14 protein-coding genes and 2 tRNA genes are annotated in these 15,767 nt (G+C 69.3%); 2 read left to right on the plus strand and 14 right to left on the minus strand.

Annotated elements, in window-relative coordinates:
* Positions 1-7: 7 nt before the first annotated feature.
* The 7 genes from mreD to AV521_RS27715 form a co-directional block, all read right to left on the minus strand.
* Positions 8-685, minus strand: a complete 678-nt coding sequence (gene mreD, locus AV521_RS27685; RefSeq protein ID WP_076091806.1) for a rod shape-determining protein MreD — start codon at positions 683-685, stop codon at positions 8-10.
* A gap of 12 nt (positions 686-697) precedes the next feature.
* The gene (mreC, locus tag AV521_RS27690) at positions 698-1,639 is read right to left on the minus strand and encodes a rod shape-determining protein MreC (protein WP_076091808.1); all 942 of its coding nucleotides are present in this window, start codon (positions 1,637-1,639) and stop codon (positions 698-700) included.
* Positions 1,640-1,801: 162 nt separating this feature from the next.
* Complete coding sequence (locus tag AV521_RS27695; protein ID WP_020940056.1) at positions 1,802-2,821, minus strand: rod shape-determining protein; 1,020 nt, start codon at positions 2,819-2,821, stop codon at positions 1,802-1,804.
* 313 nt (positions 2,822-3,134) lie between these two features.
* Positions 3,135-3,548, minus strand: coding sequence for a nucleoside-diphosphate kinase (gene ndk / locus AV521_RS27700; RefSeq protein WP_076091810.1), 414 nt, complete (start codon positions 3,546-3,548; stop codon positions 3,135-3,137).
* Positions 3,549-3,615: 67 nt separating this feature from the next.
* On the minus strand, positions 3,616-3,978 hold the full coding sequence (locus tag AV521_RS27705; protein ID WP_076091812.1) for a DUF4233 domain-containing protein: 363 nt from the start codon (positions 3,976-3,978) through the stop codon (positions 3,616-3,618).
* A 9-nt stretch (positions 3,979-3,987) separates the two neighbouring features.
* A complete protein-coding gene (locus AV521_RS27710) occupies positions 3,988-5,502 on the minus strand; it encodes a folylpolyglutamate synthase/dihydrofolate synthase family protein (RefSeq protein WP_076091814.1) in 1,515 nt (504 codons plus the stop codon).
* A gap of 150 nt (positions 5,503-5,652) precedes the next feature.
* Complete coding sequence (locus AV521_RS27715) at positions 5,653-8,283, minus strand: valine--tRNA ligase (RefSeq protein WP_076091816.1); 2,631 nt, start codon at positions 8,281-8,283, stop codon at positions 5,653-5,655.
* 137 nt (positions 8,284-8,420) lie between these two features.
* Here AV521_RS27715 and AV521_RS27720 point away from each other — a divergent pair, with 137 nt between their 5' ends.
* On the plus strand, positions 8,421-9,416 hold the full coding sequence (locus AV521_RS27720) for a hypothetical protein (protein WP_076091818.1): 996 nt from the start codon (positions 8,421-8,423) through the stop codon (positions 9,414-9,416).
* 71 nt (positions 9,417-9,487) lie between these two features.
* On the opposite strand, the gene clpX is transcribed toward AV521_RS27720, so the two are convergent.
* From clpX to AV521_RS27745, 5 genes are all read right to left on the minus strand, one after another.
* The gene (clpX, locus tag AV521_RS27725) at positions 9,488-10,774 is read right to left on the minus strand and encodes an ATP-dependent Clp protease ATP-binding subunit ClpX (protein ID WP_076091820.1); all 1,287 of its coding nucleotides are present in this window, start codon (positions 10,772-10,774) and stop codon (positions 9,488-9,490) included.
* 169 nt (positions 10,775-10,943) lie between these two features.
* Positions 10,944-11,609 (minus strand): ATP-dependent Clp protease proteolytic subunit, encoded by a 666-nt coding sequence (locus AV521_RS27730; protein ID WP_076091822.1) that lies wholly within the window; start codon positions 11,607-11,609, stop codon positions 10,944-10,946.
* 67 nt (positions 11,610-11,676) lie between these two features.
* Entirely contained in the window at positions 11,677-12,282 is a 606-nt protein-coding gene (locus AV521_RS27735) for an ATP-dependent Clp protease proteolytic subunit (RefSeq protein ID WP_076091878.1), read from the minus strand.
* Between the two features lie 319 nt (positions 12,283-12,601).
* Entirely contained in the window at positions 12,602-13,993 is a 1,392-nt protein-coding gene (gene tig / locus AV521_RS27740; RefSeq protein WP_076091824.1) for a trigger factor, read from the minus strand.
* A 178-nt stretch (positions 13,994-14,171) separates the two neighbouring features.
* Positions 14,172-14,248 (minus strand) — tRNA-Pro (locus tag AV521_RS27745).
* A 161-nt stretch (positions 14,249-14,409) separates the two neighbouring features.
* Here AV521_RS27745 and AV521_RS27750 point away from each other — a divergent pair.
* A tRNA-Gly gene (locus AV521_RS27750) sits at positions 14,410-14,480 on the plus strand.
* 654 nt (positions 14,481-15,134) lie between these two features.
* Here the strand turns inward: AV521_RS27750 and AV521_RS49445 are convergent.
* On the minus strand, positions 15,135-15,290 hold the full coding sequence (locus tag AV521_RS49445; RefSeq protein WP_179023424.1) for a hypothetical protein: 156 nt from the start codon (positions 15,288-15,290) through the stop codon (positions 15,135-15,137).
* A gap of 139 nt (positions 15,291-15,429) precedes the next feature.
* Entirely contained in the window at positions 15,430-15,624 is a 195-nt protein-coding gene (locus AV521_RS27755; protein ID WP_076091826.1) for a hypothetical protein, read from the minus strand.
* Positions 15,625-15,767: the final 143 nt, after the last annotated feature.

Raw genomic sequence — 15,767 nt, forward strand, 5'->3', positions numbered from 1 at the left:
CCGCGCTTCACAGCCGCTTGACCCCCTTGATCCGGCCGACCCGGGCGGAGCGGGTGCGGGCCTTGGCCTTCAGCGCGCCGAGACCGCCGCGCTGGCTGCCGATGCGCAGGCCGGTGCCGGAGGAGAGCCAGCCGCTGGAGATGTCGCCTGCCTTGGCGGCGGGGCCGGCCTCGGCGAGCGGGTCGTTGTCCGCGCGGCGGGCCAGCCACATGATGCCGGGCACCACGAACGGGGCGAGCAGCAGGTCGTACAGGGCCGCCGAGAACAGCAGCCCGGGCAGGCCGACATGGCGGGCGGCGGTGTCGCCGACCAGGGCGCCGACACACGCGTACAGCAGCGTGGAGCCGATCGCGGCGGCGACCACGACGGCCATCGGGCCGGTCGCCGACTTCAGGCGGCCGGTCTCCGGCTTGATGAGCCCGGCGCAGTAGCCGATGACGCACAGCACGAGCGCGTAGCGGCCGGCCGCGTGGTCGGCGGGCGGGGCGAGGTCGGCGAGCAGACCGGCGCCGAAGCCGACGAGGGCGCCGCCGACATGGCCGTACACCATGGCGAGGCCCAGGACGGTGAGCAGCAGCAGGTCGGGCACGGCTCCCGGCAGATGCAGGCGGGCGAGGACGCTCACCTGGATCACCAGCGCCACGACGACCAGCGCGCTGGAGAGCAGGATCCGGTTGAGGCGCATGGGATTCAGCTCCTACTGCTGCTGCTGGTCGTTGGCGGAAGCGCCGGCGGACGGGGTCACCGTGACGGTCACCGTCGGCGTCGGGACCGGCTTGGGCTGGGCCGGCAGGACCTCGTCACGCGGGTCCTTCTTCGGGGCCTGGACGACCACGCCGACGATGTCGAGCTTGGTGAAGCCGACGTACGGGGTGACGTAGATCGTGCGGGTGAGGCCTCCGTTGGAGGGGTCGATGCGGGAGACCACGCCGACCGGCACTCCTGGCACGAACGGCCGGTCGGCCTCCGAGCCGAAGGTGACGAGCCGGTCGCCCTTCTTCACCTCCGCCTTGCCGTTGAGCAACTCCACGCGCAGCGGGCGGTCGCCCTGCCCGGAGGCGAAGCCGAGTTCGTCGCTGCCCTCCATGCGGGTGCCGACGGTGAAGTCGGGGTCGTTGGCGAGCAGCACGGTGGAGGTGTCGGCGCTGACGGTGGTGACCCGGCCGACCAACCCGTCGCCGTTGAGGACGGTCATGTCGCGCCGGATGCCGTCGTTGGCACCGGCGTCGATGGTGATGGTCCAGGAGAAGCCCTGCGCCGCCCCTATGGCGATGACCTGGGCGCCCTTGATGCCGTACTGACCCTCGCCGGCGATCTTCAGCATTCTGTCGAGCTGGTTCAGCCGGCTGCGGTTGCGGTCGTCGCTGCCGAGCTTCGCCTTGAGGGCCGCGTTCTCCTTCTCCAGCGTGGCGAGCCGGTCATGGCGGCTGCCGGAGTCCCGGATCGCGGAGACGGCGTTGCCGACCGGGTCGACCGCCGAGGACAGCCCGTTCTCGACCGGGCCGAACACGGCGGCCGCGGCCTGCCGGGCACCGTCGACCGGGGAGTTCCTGCCCCCGCGGATGTCCACCGTGATCAGCGCGAATGCGATGGCAACCAGCAGGACCAGGAGCAACCGGCTCTCTTTCGTGTCCCTCACGTGCGGCGGCCGTGCCCTTCCTCAATAGGAATTCGGGAGCCCCTTCGCGGGCGCGTTACGCGATTCGCAACCCCAGGAGCCCATTTGTGGAGCTTATGCCTCTAATCAACGATCCGCCGCACGAGAGGAGAACGTCTCGTACGGCGGAATGGAAGAGTTACGTCATCTGCGCGGCTGGGCGTCCAGGACCTGCTGCAGCGCCTCGAACTCCTCGACGCACTTTCCGGAGCCGAGCGCGACGCTGTCCAGCGGATCCTCGGCGATGTGGATCGGCATCCCGGTCTCCCGGCGCAGCCGCTCGTCGAGCCCGCGCAGCAGGGCTCCGCCGCCGGTCAGAACGATTCCTCGGTCCATGATGTCGCCGGACAGCTCCGGCGGGCACTTGTCGAGGGTCGTCTTGACCGCGTCCACGATCGCGTTGACCGGTTCCTCGATCGCCTTGCGGACCTCGGCGGCCGAGATGACCACGGTCTTCGGCAGCCCGGACACCAGGTCGCGGCCACGGACTTCGGTGTGCTCGTCGGAGTCGAGGTCGTACGCCGAACCGATCGTGATCTTGATCTGCTCGGCCGTGCGCTCACCCAGCAGAAGGCTGTACTCCTTCTTGATGTACTGGATGATCGCGTTGTCCAGTTCGTCGCCCGCGACTCGGATGGACTGGGCGGTGACGATGCCGCCGAGCGAGATGACCGCGACCTCCGTGGTGCCGCCGCCGATGTCCACCACCATGTTGCCCGTGGCCTCGTGCACCGGCAGGCCGGAGCCGATGGCGGCGGCCATGGGCTCCTCGATGATGTGCACCTGGCGGGCGCCGGCCTGGGAGGACGCCTCGATCACGGCGCGGCGCTCGACGCCCGTGATGCCGGAGGGCACACAGACGACGACCCGCGGCCGGGCGAGATAGCGCCGCTTGTGGATCTTCAGGATGAAGTAGCGGAGCATTCGCTCGGTGATCTCGAAGTCGGCGATCACGCCGTCCTTCAGCGGGCGGACGGCGACGATGTTGCCCGGTGTCCGGCCGATCATCTTCTTGGCTTCGGCACCGACCGCGAGGATCCCGCCCGTGTTGGTGTTGATCGCGACGACGGACGGTTCGTTGAGTACGATCCCGCGGCCCCTGACGTACACCAGCGTGTTGGCGGTCCCGAGGTCGACAGCCATGTCACGGCCGATGAACGACATTGAGTTCCCCATCCGGATTCATCTGGCCTTCCTGTGCTTTTGAGGGCATATCAGGTCGGCGAGGCGGGTGCTGTGACGTGAAGGCTTCCATCGTAAACGCGCCTGCACGGCCACTGCGCGAGGGTCTCCGCCATTGTCACCAGATGGCGGCCCGCCCCGCTTGTGGAGACGGTCCAACGGAGGCACGCGTTCCCCCGATCGGGAGGCATATGCCAAGGGACGGCCGGAAATATACGGCCGTCCCTGGTCAGGCGCCACCGCACCGAGCTGACGGCCCCTCAGAAAAATTAGCGAAAACTCAGCTCGCCGTGGTTCACACCCGGCCCGGGAAGAAGATCTTCACCTCGCGCTCGGCGGACTCCTCGGAGTCGGAGGCGTGGATCAGGTTCTCCCGGACGATCACGCCGTAGTCACCGCGGATGGAGCCGGGCGCGGCCGCGATCGGGTCGGTCGGACCGGCCAGTGCGCGCACGCCCTCGATGACCCGCTCGCCCTCCACGATCAGCGCGACGACAGGACCGGAGGCCATGAACTCGACCAGCGGCTCGTAGAAGGGCTTGCCGACGTGTTCGGCGTAGTGCTGCTCCAGCGTGCCGCGGTCCAGGGTGCGCAGCTCCAGCGCGGTGATCTGCCAGCCGGCCTTGCGCTCGATACGGCTGATGATCTCGCCGGTCAGGCCCCGACGGACGGCGTCGGGCTTGAGCAGGACGAGGGTGCGCTGGGTCACGGGGGGACTCCTTCTGAGGGACGTCTGCGGTGGTGGGACGAGGTTACAAGAGCGTGCCCTGCGGTTGTTACGCAGCGTCAGCTGTGGAGGAGCCGGACTCCGCCTGGGCGGCGAAGCGGGCCTTCGCCGCGTCCACCTTTCTGCCGAAGTGCACCGACGCCCACCACAGCGCCGCGAACACCGCGCCCATGAAGTACATCGTCGGGACGAAGATCCCGGAGACGATCAGGGCGATCTGCAGGGCCCAGCCGAGGGCCACCCCGCCGGGCCGGGTCACCATGCCGCAGAGCAGCACGCACAGCAGCATCGCGATACCGCTGACCAGCCACACCGTGGAGACGGACAGGCTCGGGTCCTTCATGGCGACGAGCCCGGCGAACCCGATGACGAAGAACTCGCCGATCAGTGTCGAGGCACAGAGCGTACGCATCCTCGGTCCTCAGCCCTTCCCCAGCAGCAGCCGGGCCTCGCCGACGGTGATGACGGAACCGGTGACCAGCACGCCACCGCCCGCGAACTCGCCCTCCTCCTCGGCCAGCGTGATCGCGGCCTCCAGGGCGTCCGGCAGCCGCGGCTCGACCTGCACCCGCTCCTCGCCGAACACCTCGACGGCGATCGCGGCCAGCTCGTCCGCGTCCATGGCCCGGGCGGTGGAGTTCTGCGTGACGACGACCTCGGCGAAGATCGGCTCGAAGGCCTCCAGCAGCCCGCGCACGTTCTTGTCGCCACTCGCGCCCACCACACCGATCAGCCGGGTGAAGTCGAACGCCTCCTGGACCGCCTCCGCGGTGACCGCGGCGCCCGCCGGGTTGTGCGCGGCGTCCAGCACTACGGTCGGGGACCGCCGTACGACCTCCATCCGCCCCGGCGAGGACACCGCCGCGAAGGCCTTGCGGACGGCGTCGATGTCCAGCGGCTCGGCGCGCACCGCGCCGACGCCGAAGAACGCCTCCACGGCGGCCAGGGCGACGGCCGCGTTGTGCGCCTGGTGGGCGCCGTGCAGCGGCAGATACACCTCGGGGTACTCACCGCCGAGGCCGCGCAGCGTCACCATCTGCCCGCCGACGGCGACCTGGCGGGCGACGACGCCGAACTCCAGCCCCTCGCGGGCCACGGTGGCGTCCACCTCGACGGCCTTCTTCAGCAGCACCTGCGCGGCGTCCACCGGCTGCTGCGCCAGGATCACGGTCGCGCCCTGCTTGATGATGCCGCTCTTCTCGCCGGAGATCTCCGCGGTCGTCTCGCCGAGCCGGTCGGTGTGGTCCAGGTCGATGGGGGTGATCACCGCGACGTCGGCGTCGATGACATTGGTGGCGTCCCAGGAGCCGCCCATGCCCACCTCGACGACGGCGACGTCCACCGGGGCGTCCGCGAAGGCGGCGTACGCCATGCCGGTGAGCACCTCGAAGAACGACAGGCGGTACTCCTGCTGCGCGTCCACCATCTCGATGTACGGCTTGATGTCCTCGTACGTCTCGATGAACCGCTCGGCGGAGACCGGGGCGCCGTCCAGGCTGATGCGCTCGGTGATCGACTGCACGTGGGGGCTGGTGTAGCGGCCGGTGCGCAGCTCGAAGGCGCCGAGCAGGGCCTCGATCATGCGGGCGGTGGAGGTCTTGCCGTTCGTGCCCGTGATGTGGATCGAGGGGTACGAGCGCTGCGGCTCGCCCAGCACGTCCATCAGCGCGGCGATGCGGCCGACCGAGGGCTCCAGCTTGGTCTCGCCCCAGCGGGTGGCCAGGTCCGCCTCGACCTCACGCAGGGCACGGTCGACCTCGGGGTCCTCGGGCCGCGTGGGTACGTCGGCCTGGGGCTGCCCGCCCTGGGTGCGCAGGGTGCGGCTGCCGGCCTCGATCACGGCGAGGTCGGGGTCGCGGGTGGTCTCGGCTTCGATGAGTTCGTCGAAGTCGTCGAGGGGGCCTTGCTGGTCGTTTTCGTGCGGGAGGTCGCTCACGGGGCCAGTCTACGGAGCGGCAGTGACAAAGGGCCGGTTCGGGGTGGTTCCTCTGCATGGCCGGGTGCGGGTCCGTCGTGGCTGGTCGCCCCCTGGACCGGAGGCCCCGGCGCCTCGAATCGCGCCGGGGCCTCAGCCGGGCAGAACGGCCTACGCCTGCGGCAGCCTGTCCAGCTGGGCCTGGATTCGCGTGATGTCCTCCTCCGCCTTCGCCAGGCGGCCTCGGATCTTGTCGACCACCTGGTCCGGGGCCTTGGCGAGGAAGGCCTCGTTACCGAGCTTGGCCGTGGCCTGGGACTTCTCCTTCTCGGCCGCCGCCAGGTCCTTCGCCAGGCGCTTGCGCTCGGCCGCCACGTCGATCGTGCCGGAGAGGTCCAGCGCGACCTCGGCGCCCGCCACCGGCAGGGTCGCCGTCGCCGTGAAGCTCTCGCCCTCCGGCTGGAGGCGCAGGAGCTGGCGGATGGCGGCCTCGTGCGGGGCGAGGGCCGTACCGTCCAGGGTCAGGCGGGCCGGGACGCGCTGGCCTGGCTGCAGACCCTGGTCGGCGCGGAAGCGGCGGACCTCGGTGATGACCGACTGGAGGCTCTCGATCTCGCGCTCGGCGTCGGCGTCGCGGAAGCCACTGTCCTTCGGCCACTCGGCGATGACGACCGACTCGCCGCCCGTCAGGGTCGTCCACAGGGTCTCGGTGACGAACGGGACGACCGGGTGGAGGAGCTTCAGCGTGACGTCCAGGACCTCGCCCAGGACCCGCTTGCTGACCTCCGCCGGCTCGCCGCCCGCCTGGAAGACCGTCTTGGACAGCTCGACGTACCAGTCGAAGACCTCGTCCCAGGCGAAGTGGAAGAGGGCGTCCGACAGCTTGGCGAACTGGAAGTCGTCGTAGTAGGCGTCGACTTCGGCGACGACCGAGTTCAGGCGGGAGAGGATCCAGCGGTCCGTCGCCGACATCCGCGACGCGTCCGGCAGTTCGCCTTCCACCGTCGCGCCGTTCATCAGCGCGAAGCGCGTCGCGTTCCAGATCTTGTTGGCGAAGTTGCGGGAGCCCTGGACCCAGTCCTCGCCGATCGGGACGTCGACGCCGGGGTTGGCGCCACGGGCCAGGGTGAAGCGCAGGGCGTCGGAGCCGTACTTGTCCATCCAGTCCAGCGGGTTGACCGCGTTGCCGAAGGACTTCGACATCTTCTTGCCGAACTGGTCGCGGACCATGCCGTGCAGGGCGATGGTGTGGAACGGCGGGGTGCCGTCCATCGCGTACAGACCGAACATCATCATCCGGGCGACCCAGAAGAAGAGGATGTCGTAGCCGGTGACCAGGACGGAGTTCGGGTAGAACTTCGCGAGCGACTCGGTCTGTTCGGGCCAGCCGAGGGTCGAGAACGGCCACAGGCCGGAGGAGAACCACGTGTCGAGGACGTCCGTGTCCTGCTTCCAGCCCTCCGCCTCGGTCCCGGGCGGCTCCTCGTCGGGCCCGACGCAGACGACTTCACCCTGCGGGCCGTACCAGACCGGGATCCGGTGGCCCCACCACAACTGACGCGAGATGCACCAGTCGTGGAGGTTGTCGACCCAGTCGAAGTACCGCTTCTCCATCTCCTGCGGGTGGATCTCGACCTTGCCCTCGCGGACGGCGTCACCGGCGGCCTTGGCCAGCGGGCCGACCTTGACCCACCACTGCATGGACAGGCGCGGCTCGATGGTGGTCTTGCAGCGCGAGCAGTGGCCGACGGAGTGGATGTACGGCCGCTTCTCGGCGACGATCCGGCCCTCGGCGCGCAGCGCGGCGACGATCGCCGAGCGGGCCTCCAGGCGGTCCATGCCCTGGAAGGGGCCGTGGACGGTGATGACGGCGTGCTCGTCCATGACCGTGATGGACGGCAGCTCGTGGCGCTGGCCGATCTCGAAGTCGTTCGGGTCGTGGGCCGGGGTGACCTTGACGGCGCCGGTGCCGAACTCGGGGTCGACGTGCTCGTCGGCGACGACCGGGATGGAACGGTCGGTCAGCGGGAGCCTGATGAGCTTGCCGACGAGGTGCTTGTACCGCTCGTCCTCGGGGTGGACGGCGACGGCCGTGTCACCGAGCATCGTCTCGGCACGGGTGGTGGCGACGACGATGGTGTCGTCCCCGTCCCCGTACTTCATGGAGACCAGCTCGCCGTCGTCGTCCTGGTACTCGACCTCGATGTCCGAGATGGCCGTCAGACAGCGCGGGCACCAGTTGATGATGCGCTCGGCGCGGTAGATCAGCTCGTCGTCGTAAAGGCGCTTGAAGATGGTCTGGACGGCCTGGGAGAGCCCCTCGTCCATGGTGAACCGCTCACGCGACCAGGCGACGCCGTCGCCCAGGCGCCGCATCTGCCCGCTGATCTGCCCGCCGGACTCGCCCTTCCACTGCCAGACGCGCTCGACGAACGCCTCACGGCCCAGGTCGTGGCGGGACTTGCCCTCCTTGCCCAGCTCGCGCTCGACGACGTTCTGCGTGGCGATGCCGGCGTGGTCCATGCCGGGCTGCCACAGCGTCTCGTAGCCCTGCATGCGCTTACGGCGGGTCAGGGCGTCGATGAGCGTGTGCTCGAAGGCGTGGCCCAGGTGCAGGCTGCCCGTGACGTTCGGCGGCGGGATCACGATCGTGTACGGCGGCTTGTCGCTCTTCGCGTCCGCCTCGAAGTAACCGCGCTCTACCCAGCGCTCGTACAGCGGGCCCTCTACATCGGCCGGCGCGTACTGGGTCGGCAGTTCGGAGTCGGGCGCGGGTGGCTGCTGCTGAGCGTTCTCGGTCACGGGGGTCAGTTTAGAGGTGTCACGGGGTGGTCCCGAAACGCGTTTGTTCTGTAACGGTGCGGCCCCCGGTGCCGCGTGCTTTCCGGGCCTGGGTCAGGATGTCAGGAACACATAAGCGTCCTAGGGGGAACCCAGAAATGAGCAACAACCAGCCGGGCCCGTACGGCCAGCCACCCCAGCAGCCGGGTCCGTACGGCCAGCCGGGGCAGCCTGCCCCGTACGGCCAGCCGGGGCCCTACGGCCAGCCGGGCCAGCCGGGCCCGTACGGCCAGCAGCCCCAGGCTCCGCAGCCCGGCTACGGCTACCCCCAGCAGGCTCCGCCGCAGCCGCCGCAGCCGGGTTACGGCTACCCGCAGCAGGGCGGCTATCCGCAGCAGCCCCCCTACGGCCAGCAGCCTCCCTACGGCCAGCAGCCCTACGGCATGCCGCAGCCCCCGCAGCCGGGCGGCGGCAAGAAGAAGACGGTCCTGATCATCGGCGCGGTGGCCGTGGTGGCGGCCGTGGCGGTGGGGGCGTACCTCGCGTTCAGCGGGGGCGGCGGCTCAAGCGTCGCGGACGACGGTCCGCACAAGCTCACGGCTCCTGACTCGGTCATCAACGGCACGTACACGAAGTCACCGTCCTCGAACGGGGAGGTCACCCCGTCCGACCTCAAGGACTTCGAGAAGGCCGGCGTCAAGAACCCTCAGGGCGTCAGCGGCGCGTACCAGAACGGCAAGGGGCTGACCGCGAAGGGCCTGTCCTTCAGCGGCGTGTACGGCACGATCGCCAACCCCGAGGCCGTCATCGACGGCGCGTTCGCCAAGGCCAAGCAGGAGTCCGAGAAGGATCAGAGCGGCTCCGACACCAAGGGCAAGCTGATCGGCAGTCCCGAGACGGTCAACCCGGCGGGCTTCTCCAACGGCATCATGAAGTGCCAGGTGGCCGAGCTCGACAACACCGGCTCGTCGGGGTCGTCCGCCGGAACGGCGAAGACGATCAAGGTGCCGGTGTGCATCTGGGCCGACCACAGCACGATCGCCCGGGTCTCGGCGTTCAGCTTCGCCGCCATGGCCTCCGGCGATGGCGGCACGATCAACGACACGGCGGACCTCGCGGCCAAGCTCCGCAACGACGTGCGCGTCAAGGCCTGACGGCCGGCTGCTACGACGAAGGGGCCCCGGTCGGTCGACCGGGGCCCCTTCGCTGTCGTACGGCGCGTGTGTCAGGCCGACTTCTGCTCGCCGGACCCACGCCCCCGTGCATCCCGCGGGATCAGGGTCGGGTTCACGTTGGACAGGACCACGTCGGCTGTGATGACCACGCGGGCCACGTCCTTGCGGGACGGGACCTCGTACATCACGCCCTGGAGGACTTCCTCCATGATGGCGCGCAGGCCTCGGGCGCCGGTCTGGCGGAGGATGGCCTGGTCGGCGATGGCCTCCAGGGCCTCGCGCTCGAAGTCCAGCTCCACGCCGTCGAGTTCGAAGAGGCGCTGGTATTGCTTCACGAGCGCGTTGCGGGGTTCTACCAGGATCTTCAGCAACGCCTCGCGGTCGAGGTTGTGGACCGAAGTGATCACGGGCAGACGGCCGATGAACTCGGGGATCATGCCGAACTTGACCAGGTCCTCCGGCATGACGTCCTCGAAGACGTCCTTGGCCTCCAGCTCGCGCTTGGAGAGGATCGTGGCGCCGAAGCCGATGCCCTTCGCACCGGCCCTGGCCTCGATGATCTTCTCCAGGCCGGCGAACGCACCGCCCACGATGAACAGGACGTTCGTCGTGTCGATCTGGATGAACTCCTGGTGCGGGTGCTTGCGGCCACCCTGGGGCGGGACCGAGGCCGTGGTGCCTTCCAGGATCTTGAGCAACGCCTGCTGGACGCCCTCGCCCGATACGTCGCGGGTGATCGACGGGTTCTCGCTCTTGCGAGCCACCTTGTCGATCTCGTCGATGTAGATGATCCCGGTCTCGGCCTTCTTGACGTCGTAGTCCGCCGCCTGGATCAGCTTCAGGAGGATGTTCTCCACGTCTTCGCCCACGTAGCCCGCCTCCGTGAGCGCCGTCGCGTCCGCGATCGCGAACGGGACGTTGAGCATGCGGGCCAGCGTCTGCGCGAGGAGGGTCTTGCCGGAGCCCGTGGGGCCCAGCAGGAGGATGTTGGACTTCGCCAGCTCGATGGCGTCGTCACGGCCGCTCGGGCCGCCGTTCTCGCCTGCCTGGACCCGCTTGTAGTGGTTGTACACCGCGACGGACAGGGCCTTCTTCGCGGCCTCCTGGCCGACTACGTAGCCCTCAAGGAACTCGTAGATCTCACGGGGCTTGGGCAGCTCCTCCCAGCGCACCTCGCTGGTCTCCGCGAGCTCTTCCTCGATGATCTCGTTGCAGAGATCGATGCACTCGTCGCAGATGTACACACCGGGCCCTGCGATGAGCTTCTTGACCTGCTTCTGGCTCTTGCCGCAGAACGAGCACTTGAGCAGATCGCCGCCGTCACCGATGCGTGCCACGGTGTGCTTCCCCTTCGCCTGGGAGACGCCTGGACGCGGAGGTCCAGCGGCTCCTGGTGCTGCCTTATGTCCGACGGTACCTTGCCGGGCCCCGTGTTCGGGCCCCCCTTGGCAGGGTTCACTTTGACGTGCACCGTGCCAAGAGGGGCAGAGAGCAAGCCGCTCCGCGTCAGCGGACCGAGCTGTTGTTCAGCTTGCGGGTGGAGATGATCTGGTCGACGAGGCCGTACTCCAGCGCCTCCTCGGCCGTGAGGATCTTGTCGCGCTCGATGTCCTCGCGGATCTTCTCGATCGGCTGGTTCGAGTGCTTGGCCAGCATGTTCTCCAGCTGCTCACGCATCCGGGTGAACTCGTTGGCGATGATCTCCAGGTCGGAGAGCTGACCGCGGCCGGTGGAGCCCGCCGGCTGGTGGATCAGCACGCGGGAGTTCGGCAGCGCCATGCGCTTGCCGGGCGTACCGGCGGCGAGCAGGATCGCCGCCGCGGAGGCCGCCTGGCCCATGCAGACCGTCTGGATGTCGGGCTTCACGAACTGCATGGTGTCGTAGATCGCCGTGAGGGCGGTCATGTCGCCACCGGGGCTGTTGATGTAGATCGAGATGTCCCGGTCCGGGTCCATCGACTCCAGGCACAGCAGCTGCGCCATGACGTCGTTGGCGGAGGCGTCGTCGATCTGGACGCCCAGGAAGATCACGCGCTCCTCGAAGAGCTTCGCGTACGGGTCGTACTCGCGGATGCCCTGGGAGGTGCGCTCGACGAAGCGCGGGATGACGTAGCGGCTGTCGGGGCGGGGCCCTTCGTACATGCCGCTGGCGGCGCCGGGGAAGTTGCTCATGGGGTTCACCGTCCTGGTGGCGTTCGGGGGGCTGGGGTCTCGGCGGTGCGTGGCGTGGCCGGGCCGGTCAGGCACCGGTGCCGCCGCCTCCCGGAACACCCGAGGCGTGCGTGATGATCTCGTCAATGAGACCGTACTCCTTGGCCTCTTCCGGGGTGAACCAGCGGTCTCGGTCGGCGTCGCGGAGGATCGTCTCGACGCTCTGGCCGGAGTGCAGCGCGGTCAGCTCGGTCATGGTCTTCTTGGTGCGCAGCAGGTACTGGGCCTGGATCTTGATGTCCGAGACCGTACCGCCCAGGCCCGCGGAGCCCTGGTGCATCATGATGTCCGTGTGCGGCAGGGAGAACCGCTTGCCGGCGGTGCCGCCGGTGAGCAGGAACTGGCCCATCGAGGCCGCCATGCCCATGCCGATGGTCACCACGTCGTTCGGGATGTACTGCATGGTGTCGTAGATCGCCATGCCCGCCGTCACCGAGCCGCCGGGGCTGTTGATGTAGAGGTAGATGTCCTTGCTCGGGTCGGCCGCAAGGAGCAGCAGCTGCGCGGTGATCTTGTTGGCGATGTCGTCGTCAACCTGCTGGCCGAGGAAGATGATCCGCTCGCCGAGCAGCCGGTTGTAGACCTGGTCGCCGAGGCCACCACCGATGGAAGGCTCGCCGGCGGCGGAGGGCATCAGATTCGTCACGTATCCACCTGCTCGTCTTACGACGGCGCCGGGCCGTCTCATTGTTCTGCCTTTCATGGACCCTAACGCGATGGTCCCTTCGGGGAATCCCGGGAATGCGGGTGTTCGCCGGGGGCGTAGCGCTCCGCGAGGGGGCCGGTGCGGTTCGTGGGGGGCGGTGCGGTTGTCGTCGGGCGCGGGTGCGTGGGGGTTGTTCGCGCAGTTCCCCGCGCCCCTTGGGGAACTGCCCCTGGCGTACGACAGAGGGCCCCCGGGAGACACACTCCCCAGGGGCCCGTCTACGTCGTCAGAGGCGCCGTAGGGCCGCTCAGCCCTCGGTCTTCTCCTCGGCGTCCTCGGTGGCGCCCTCCGCGGCCTCGACCGTCTCGATGGCGGCCTCGGTCTCGTCCTCGTCCTCCAGGTCGACGATCTCGCCGTTGGTGTCCTTCACCGTGGCGGCCTCGACCACGACGGCCAGGGCCTTGCCGCGGGCGACCTCGCCGACCAGGAGCGGCACCTGGCCGCCCTCGACGACGGCCTGGGCGAACTGGTCGGGGGACATGCCGGAGGAGGCCGCACGCCGCATGAGGTGCTCGGTGAGCTCCTCCTGGTTGACGTTGAGGTTCTCCTTCTTGACCAGCTCGTCGAGGACGAACTGGGTCTTGATGCCCTTGACCGCGGCCTCGCGGGTCTCGGTCTCGAACTCCTCGGCGGTCTTGCCCTGGATCTCCAGGTACTTGTCGAGGGTGAGGCCCATCTGGCCGAGCTGGTGGTGCTCCAGGTTGTGCTTGCGGGTGTTGACCTCGTCCTCGAGCAGCTTCTCGGGGACCGGGACCTCGACCAGCTCAAGGAGCTTCTCCAGGACGCGCTCCTGGGCCTGGGTGGCCTGGTCGAACTGCTTCATGTTCGCGAGGCGCTTGCGGCTGTCGGCCTTCAGCTCGTCCAGGGTGTCGAACTCGGAGGCGAGCTGCGCGAACTCATCGTCCAGCTCGGGCAGTTCACGGGCGGCGACCTGGGTGACCTTGACGGTGACCTCGGCCTCCTTGCCCGCGGCGGAGCCGCCCTTGAGCTCGGAGGTGAAGGTGGCCTCCTCGCCGGCGGACTTGCCCTTGACGGCGTCGTCGATGCCGTCCAGCAGCTCACCGGAGCCGATGGTGTAGGAGACGCCGTCGGCGATGCCGTCCTCAAGGACCTCGCCGTCCACCTTGGCCTCCAGGTCGATGGTGACGACGTCGCCGTCCTCGGCGGCGCGCTCGACCGGGGAGGTGGAGGCGAAGCGCTCACGGAGCTGCTCGACCGACTTCTCGATGTCCTCGTCGGTCACCTCGACGGCGTCGACCTCGACCTCGATGCCGGAGTAGTCCGGGATCTCCAGGGCCGGGCGGACGTCGACCTCGGCGGTGAAGTTCAGCGTCTCGCCGTCCTTCAGCTCGGTGATGTCGACCTCGGGCTGGCCGAGCGGGCTCAGCTCGGCCTCGTTGACCGCCTCGGTGTAGAACTTGGGCAGCGCGTCGTTGACGGCCTCCTCCAGCACCGCACCGCGGCCGAACCGCTGGTCGATGACGCGGGCCGGGATCTTGCCCTTGCGGAAGCCCTTCACCGTGACCTGCTGGTTGATCTTCTTGTACGCCGCGTCGAGGCTGTCCTTGAGCTCCTCGAAGGGCACCTCGACAGTGAGCCGAACCCGGGTCGGGTTCAGGGTCTCCACGGCGCTCTTCACGGTTCGGTCTCCTTGTGGCTGACTGCTTGGGTTCTGCCGGAGCCAGACAGGTCCGGCGGATTCGCCGCCCGGAGGAGTACTCAGGCCGTCGGGGCCGGGACACACGGGCGCGCAGCTTGCATAGTAACCGCAGCCGGTCAGCGCCCCAAAAGGCGATCATCACGACGTCGTGGACAGGTGGTCGGGGTGGCGGGATTTGAACCCACGGCCTTCCGCTCCCAAAGCGGACGCGCTACCAAGCTGCGCCACACCCCGTCTGGTGCGACACGTAGGGTACATGGCCCGGCCGGTTCCGTCGGCCGCATTCTTCGAGCCGACGCGTGCGGGCGCTCCCAAGACGTACTCGTTGGCCTCGGCGCCGGGCGACCCGCTACGATGCCTTCAGTGCCGCGGTCACCGACCTGCGGCGCACTGTTGCGGGCGTAGCTCAATGGTAGAGCCCTAGTCTTCCAAACTAGCTACGCGGGTTCGATTCCCGTCGCCCGCTCCGATCGGTCGCTCGGACCGACCCGGAGGCCCGGTTCCGCTTCGGCGGGGCCGGGCCTCCGGCGTGTCCGGGGCGCCCTTGTCGTCCCGGGCCAGGAGGACGGTGCTGGTGGCGCCTCAAGGGCTCGGCGGCTGCGCCGGCGGCGGGGAGCCGGGGCGCGGTCGGGTCGCCGGCCGTCGTGCAGGAGGCGGAGGAGTTCGCCGGGGGCGGGCCGGGCCATGGCGTGCTCCGCCAGACAGGGGCGGACGAAGGGGAGCTTCCTCGGGCACGCCGTCGAGGTCGGGGGTGCCGTCGACGACCCGGGTCGCCGTCCCCCAGGGGCTCGCCCTGTCGCAGGGGGCGCTTCGGGTGGCGACGTGGCCGAGGACCGGCCGGGCTGGGTCGGGGCGTCGGTGCGGGTGGGCTCGGTGGCGCGAGAGGCGCCTGAGTCGATCACGCACGGGCCGTCCCCGGTGAGCATGACATTGGCCGGTTTCGGGTCGCGGGGCACCTCCGGCCACGGTGGATGTCACGCAGGCCTCCGCGCGGCCGGTCCGGCGGGAGCGGGCCGTGGCCGGTGGCGAGGGCCCGGGCCCGAGCGACGCCGAGAGTCGCGAGGAGGGCACCCAGGGCCTCGCCGGGGAGGTGGAGCGGGCCGTCCAAGGGTGCGGGGCGTCAGCGTCCGCAGGGGGCCGTGGAGGCGCCGCCGACCTGTCGGGCAGTGGCCACCTCACGGCGGAAGCGGACGCGGAACCCGCCGTCGGCGTACTGGCCGTGGACGGCCTTGAGCGCGAGCCGGCGGCCGGAGACGGACCGGGCGAGGTACGCCATGCCGAGGGCGTCGGTACCGAGGCGGCCTCGATCCGGCGGCCCGCCGCCTCCACCGGATCCGTGTCGCGCAGCGCCGTCCCCGTACGTCTCCCCGCCGGTTCAGTTGTTCCGTGCGCTCCGGTCCGCCGGACCCGCGCGGTCAGAACTTGATCGAACTGATGGAGCTCGCTATCGAGTTCAGGAAGCGGTCGATGGACGGAGCCATGCCGGTCGAGGCGAGGAAGAAGCCGAAGAGGATCGCGATGATCGCGGGCCCCGCCTTGATGTTCCCTCCTCGTAGCAGGACCACCAGGATGATTGCCAACAGCAGCACCACAGACAGTGAAATGGCCACAACTGATCACACCCTCGGTCGGTCCGCTCTCCCGGCCCGGGGGTACGGCCACCGCACCCCCGCCAGAACCATCGTGCCACCAACCCGGCCACCTCATGCGGCTCGTGACACAACGTTGGCCACCGGACCTGCGCGGGCGGTCC

The organism is Streptomyces sp. IMTB 2501 (assembly GCF_001953885.1).
GTDB lineage: Bacteria > Actinomycetota > Actinomycetes > Streptomycetales > Streptomycetaceae > Streptomyces.

Coding starts and splice junctions, on each gene's coding strand:
- mreD (WP_076091806.1), bottom strand. CDS start 685: ATGCGCCTCAACCGGATCCTGCTCTCCAGCGCGCTGGTCGTCGTGGCG.
- AV521_RS27695 (WP_020940056.1), bottom strand. CDS start 2,821: ATGTCGTTCATCGGCCGTGACATGGCTGTCGACCTCGGGACCGCCAAC.
- AV521_RS27705 (WP_076091812.1), bottom strand. CDS start 3,978: ATGCGTACGCTCTGTGCCTCGACACTGATCGGCGAGTTCTTCGTCATC.
- AV521_RS27720 (WP_076091818.1), top strand. CDS start 8,421: ATGAGCAACAACCAGCCGGGCCCGTACGGCCAGCCACCCCAGCAGCCG.
- AV521_RS27730 (WP_076091822.1), bottom strand. CDS start 11,609: ATGAGCAACTTCCCCGGCGCCGCCAGCGGCATGTACGAAGGGCCCCGC.
- AV521_RS27735 (WP_076091878.1), bottom strand. CDS start 12,282: ATGCCCTCCGCCGCCGGCGAGCCTTCCATCGGTGGTGGCCTCGGCGAC.
- AV521_RS49445 (WP_179023424.1), bottom strand. CDS start 15,290: ATGGCGTACCTCGCCCGGTCCGTCTCCGGCCGCCGGCTCGCGCTCAAG.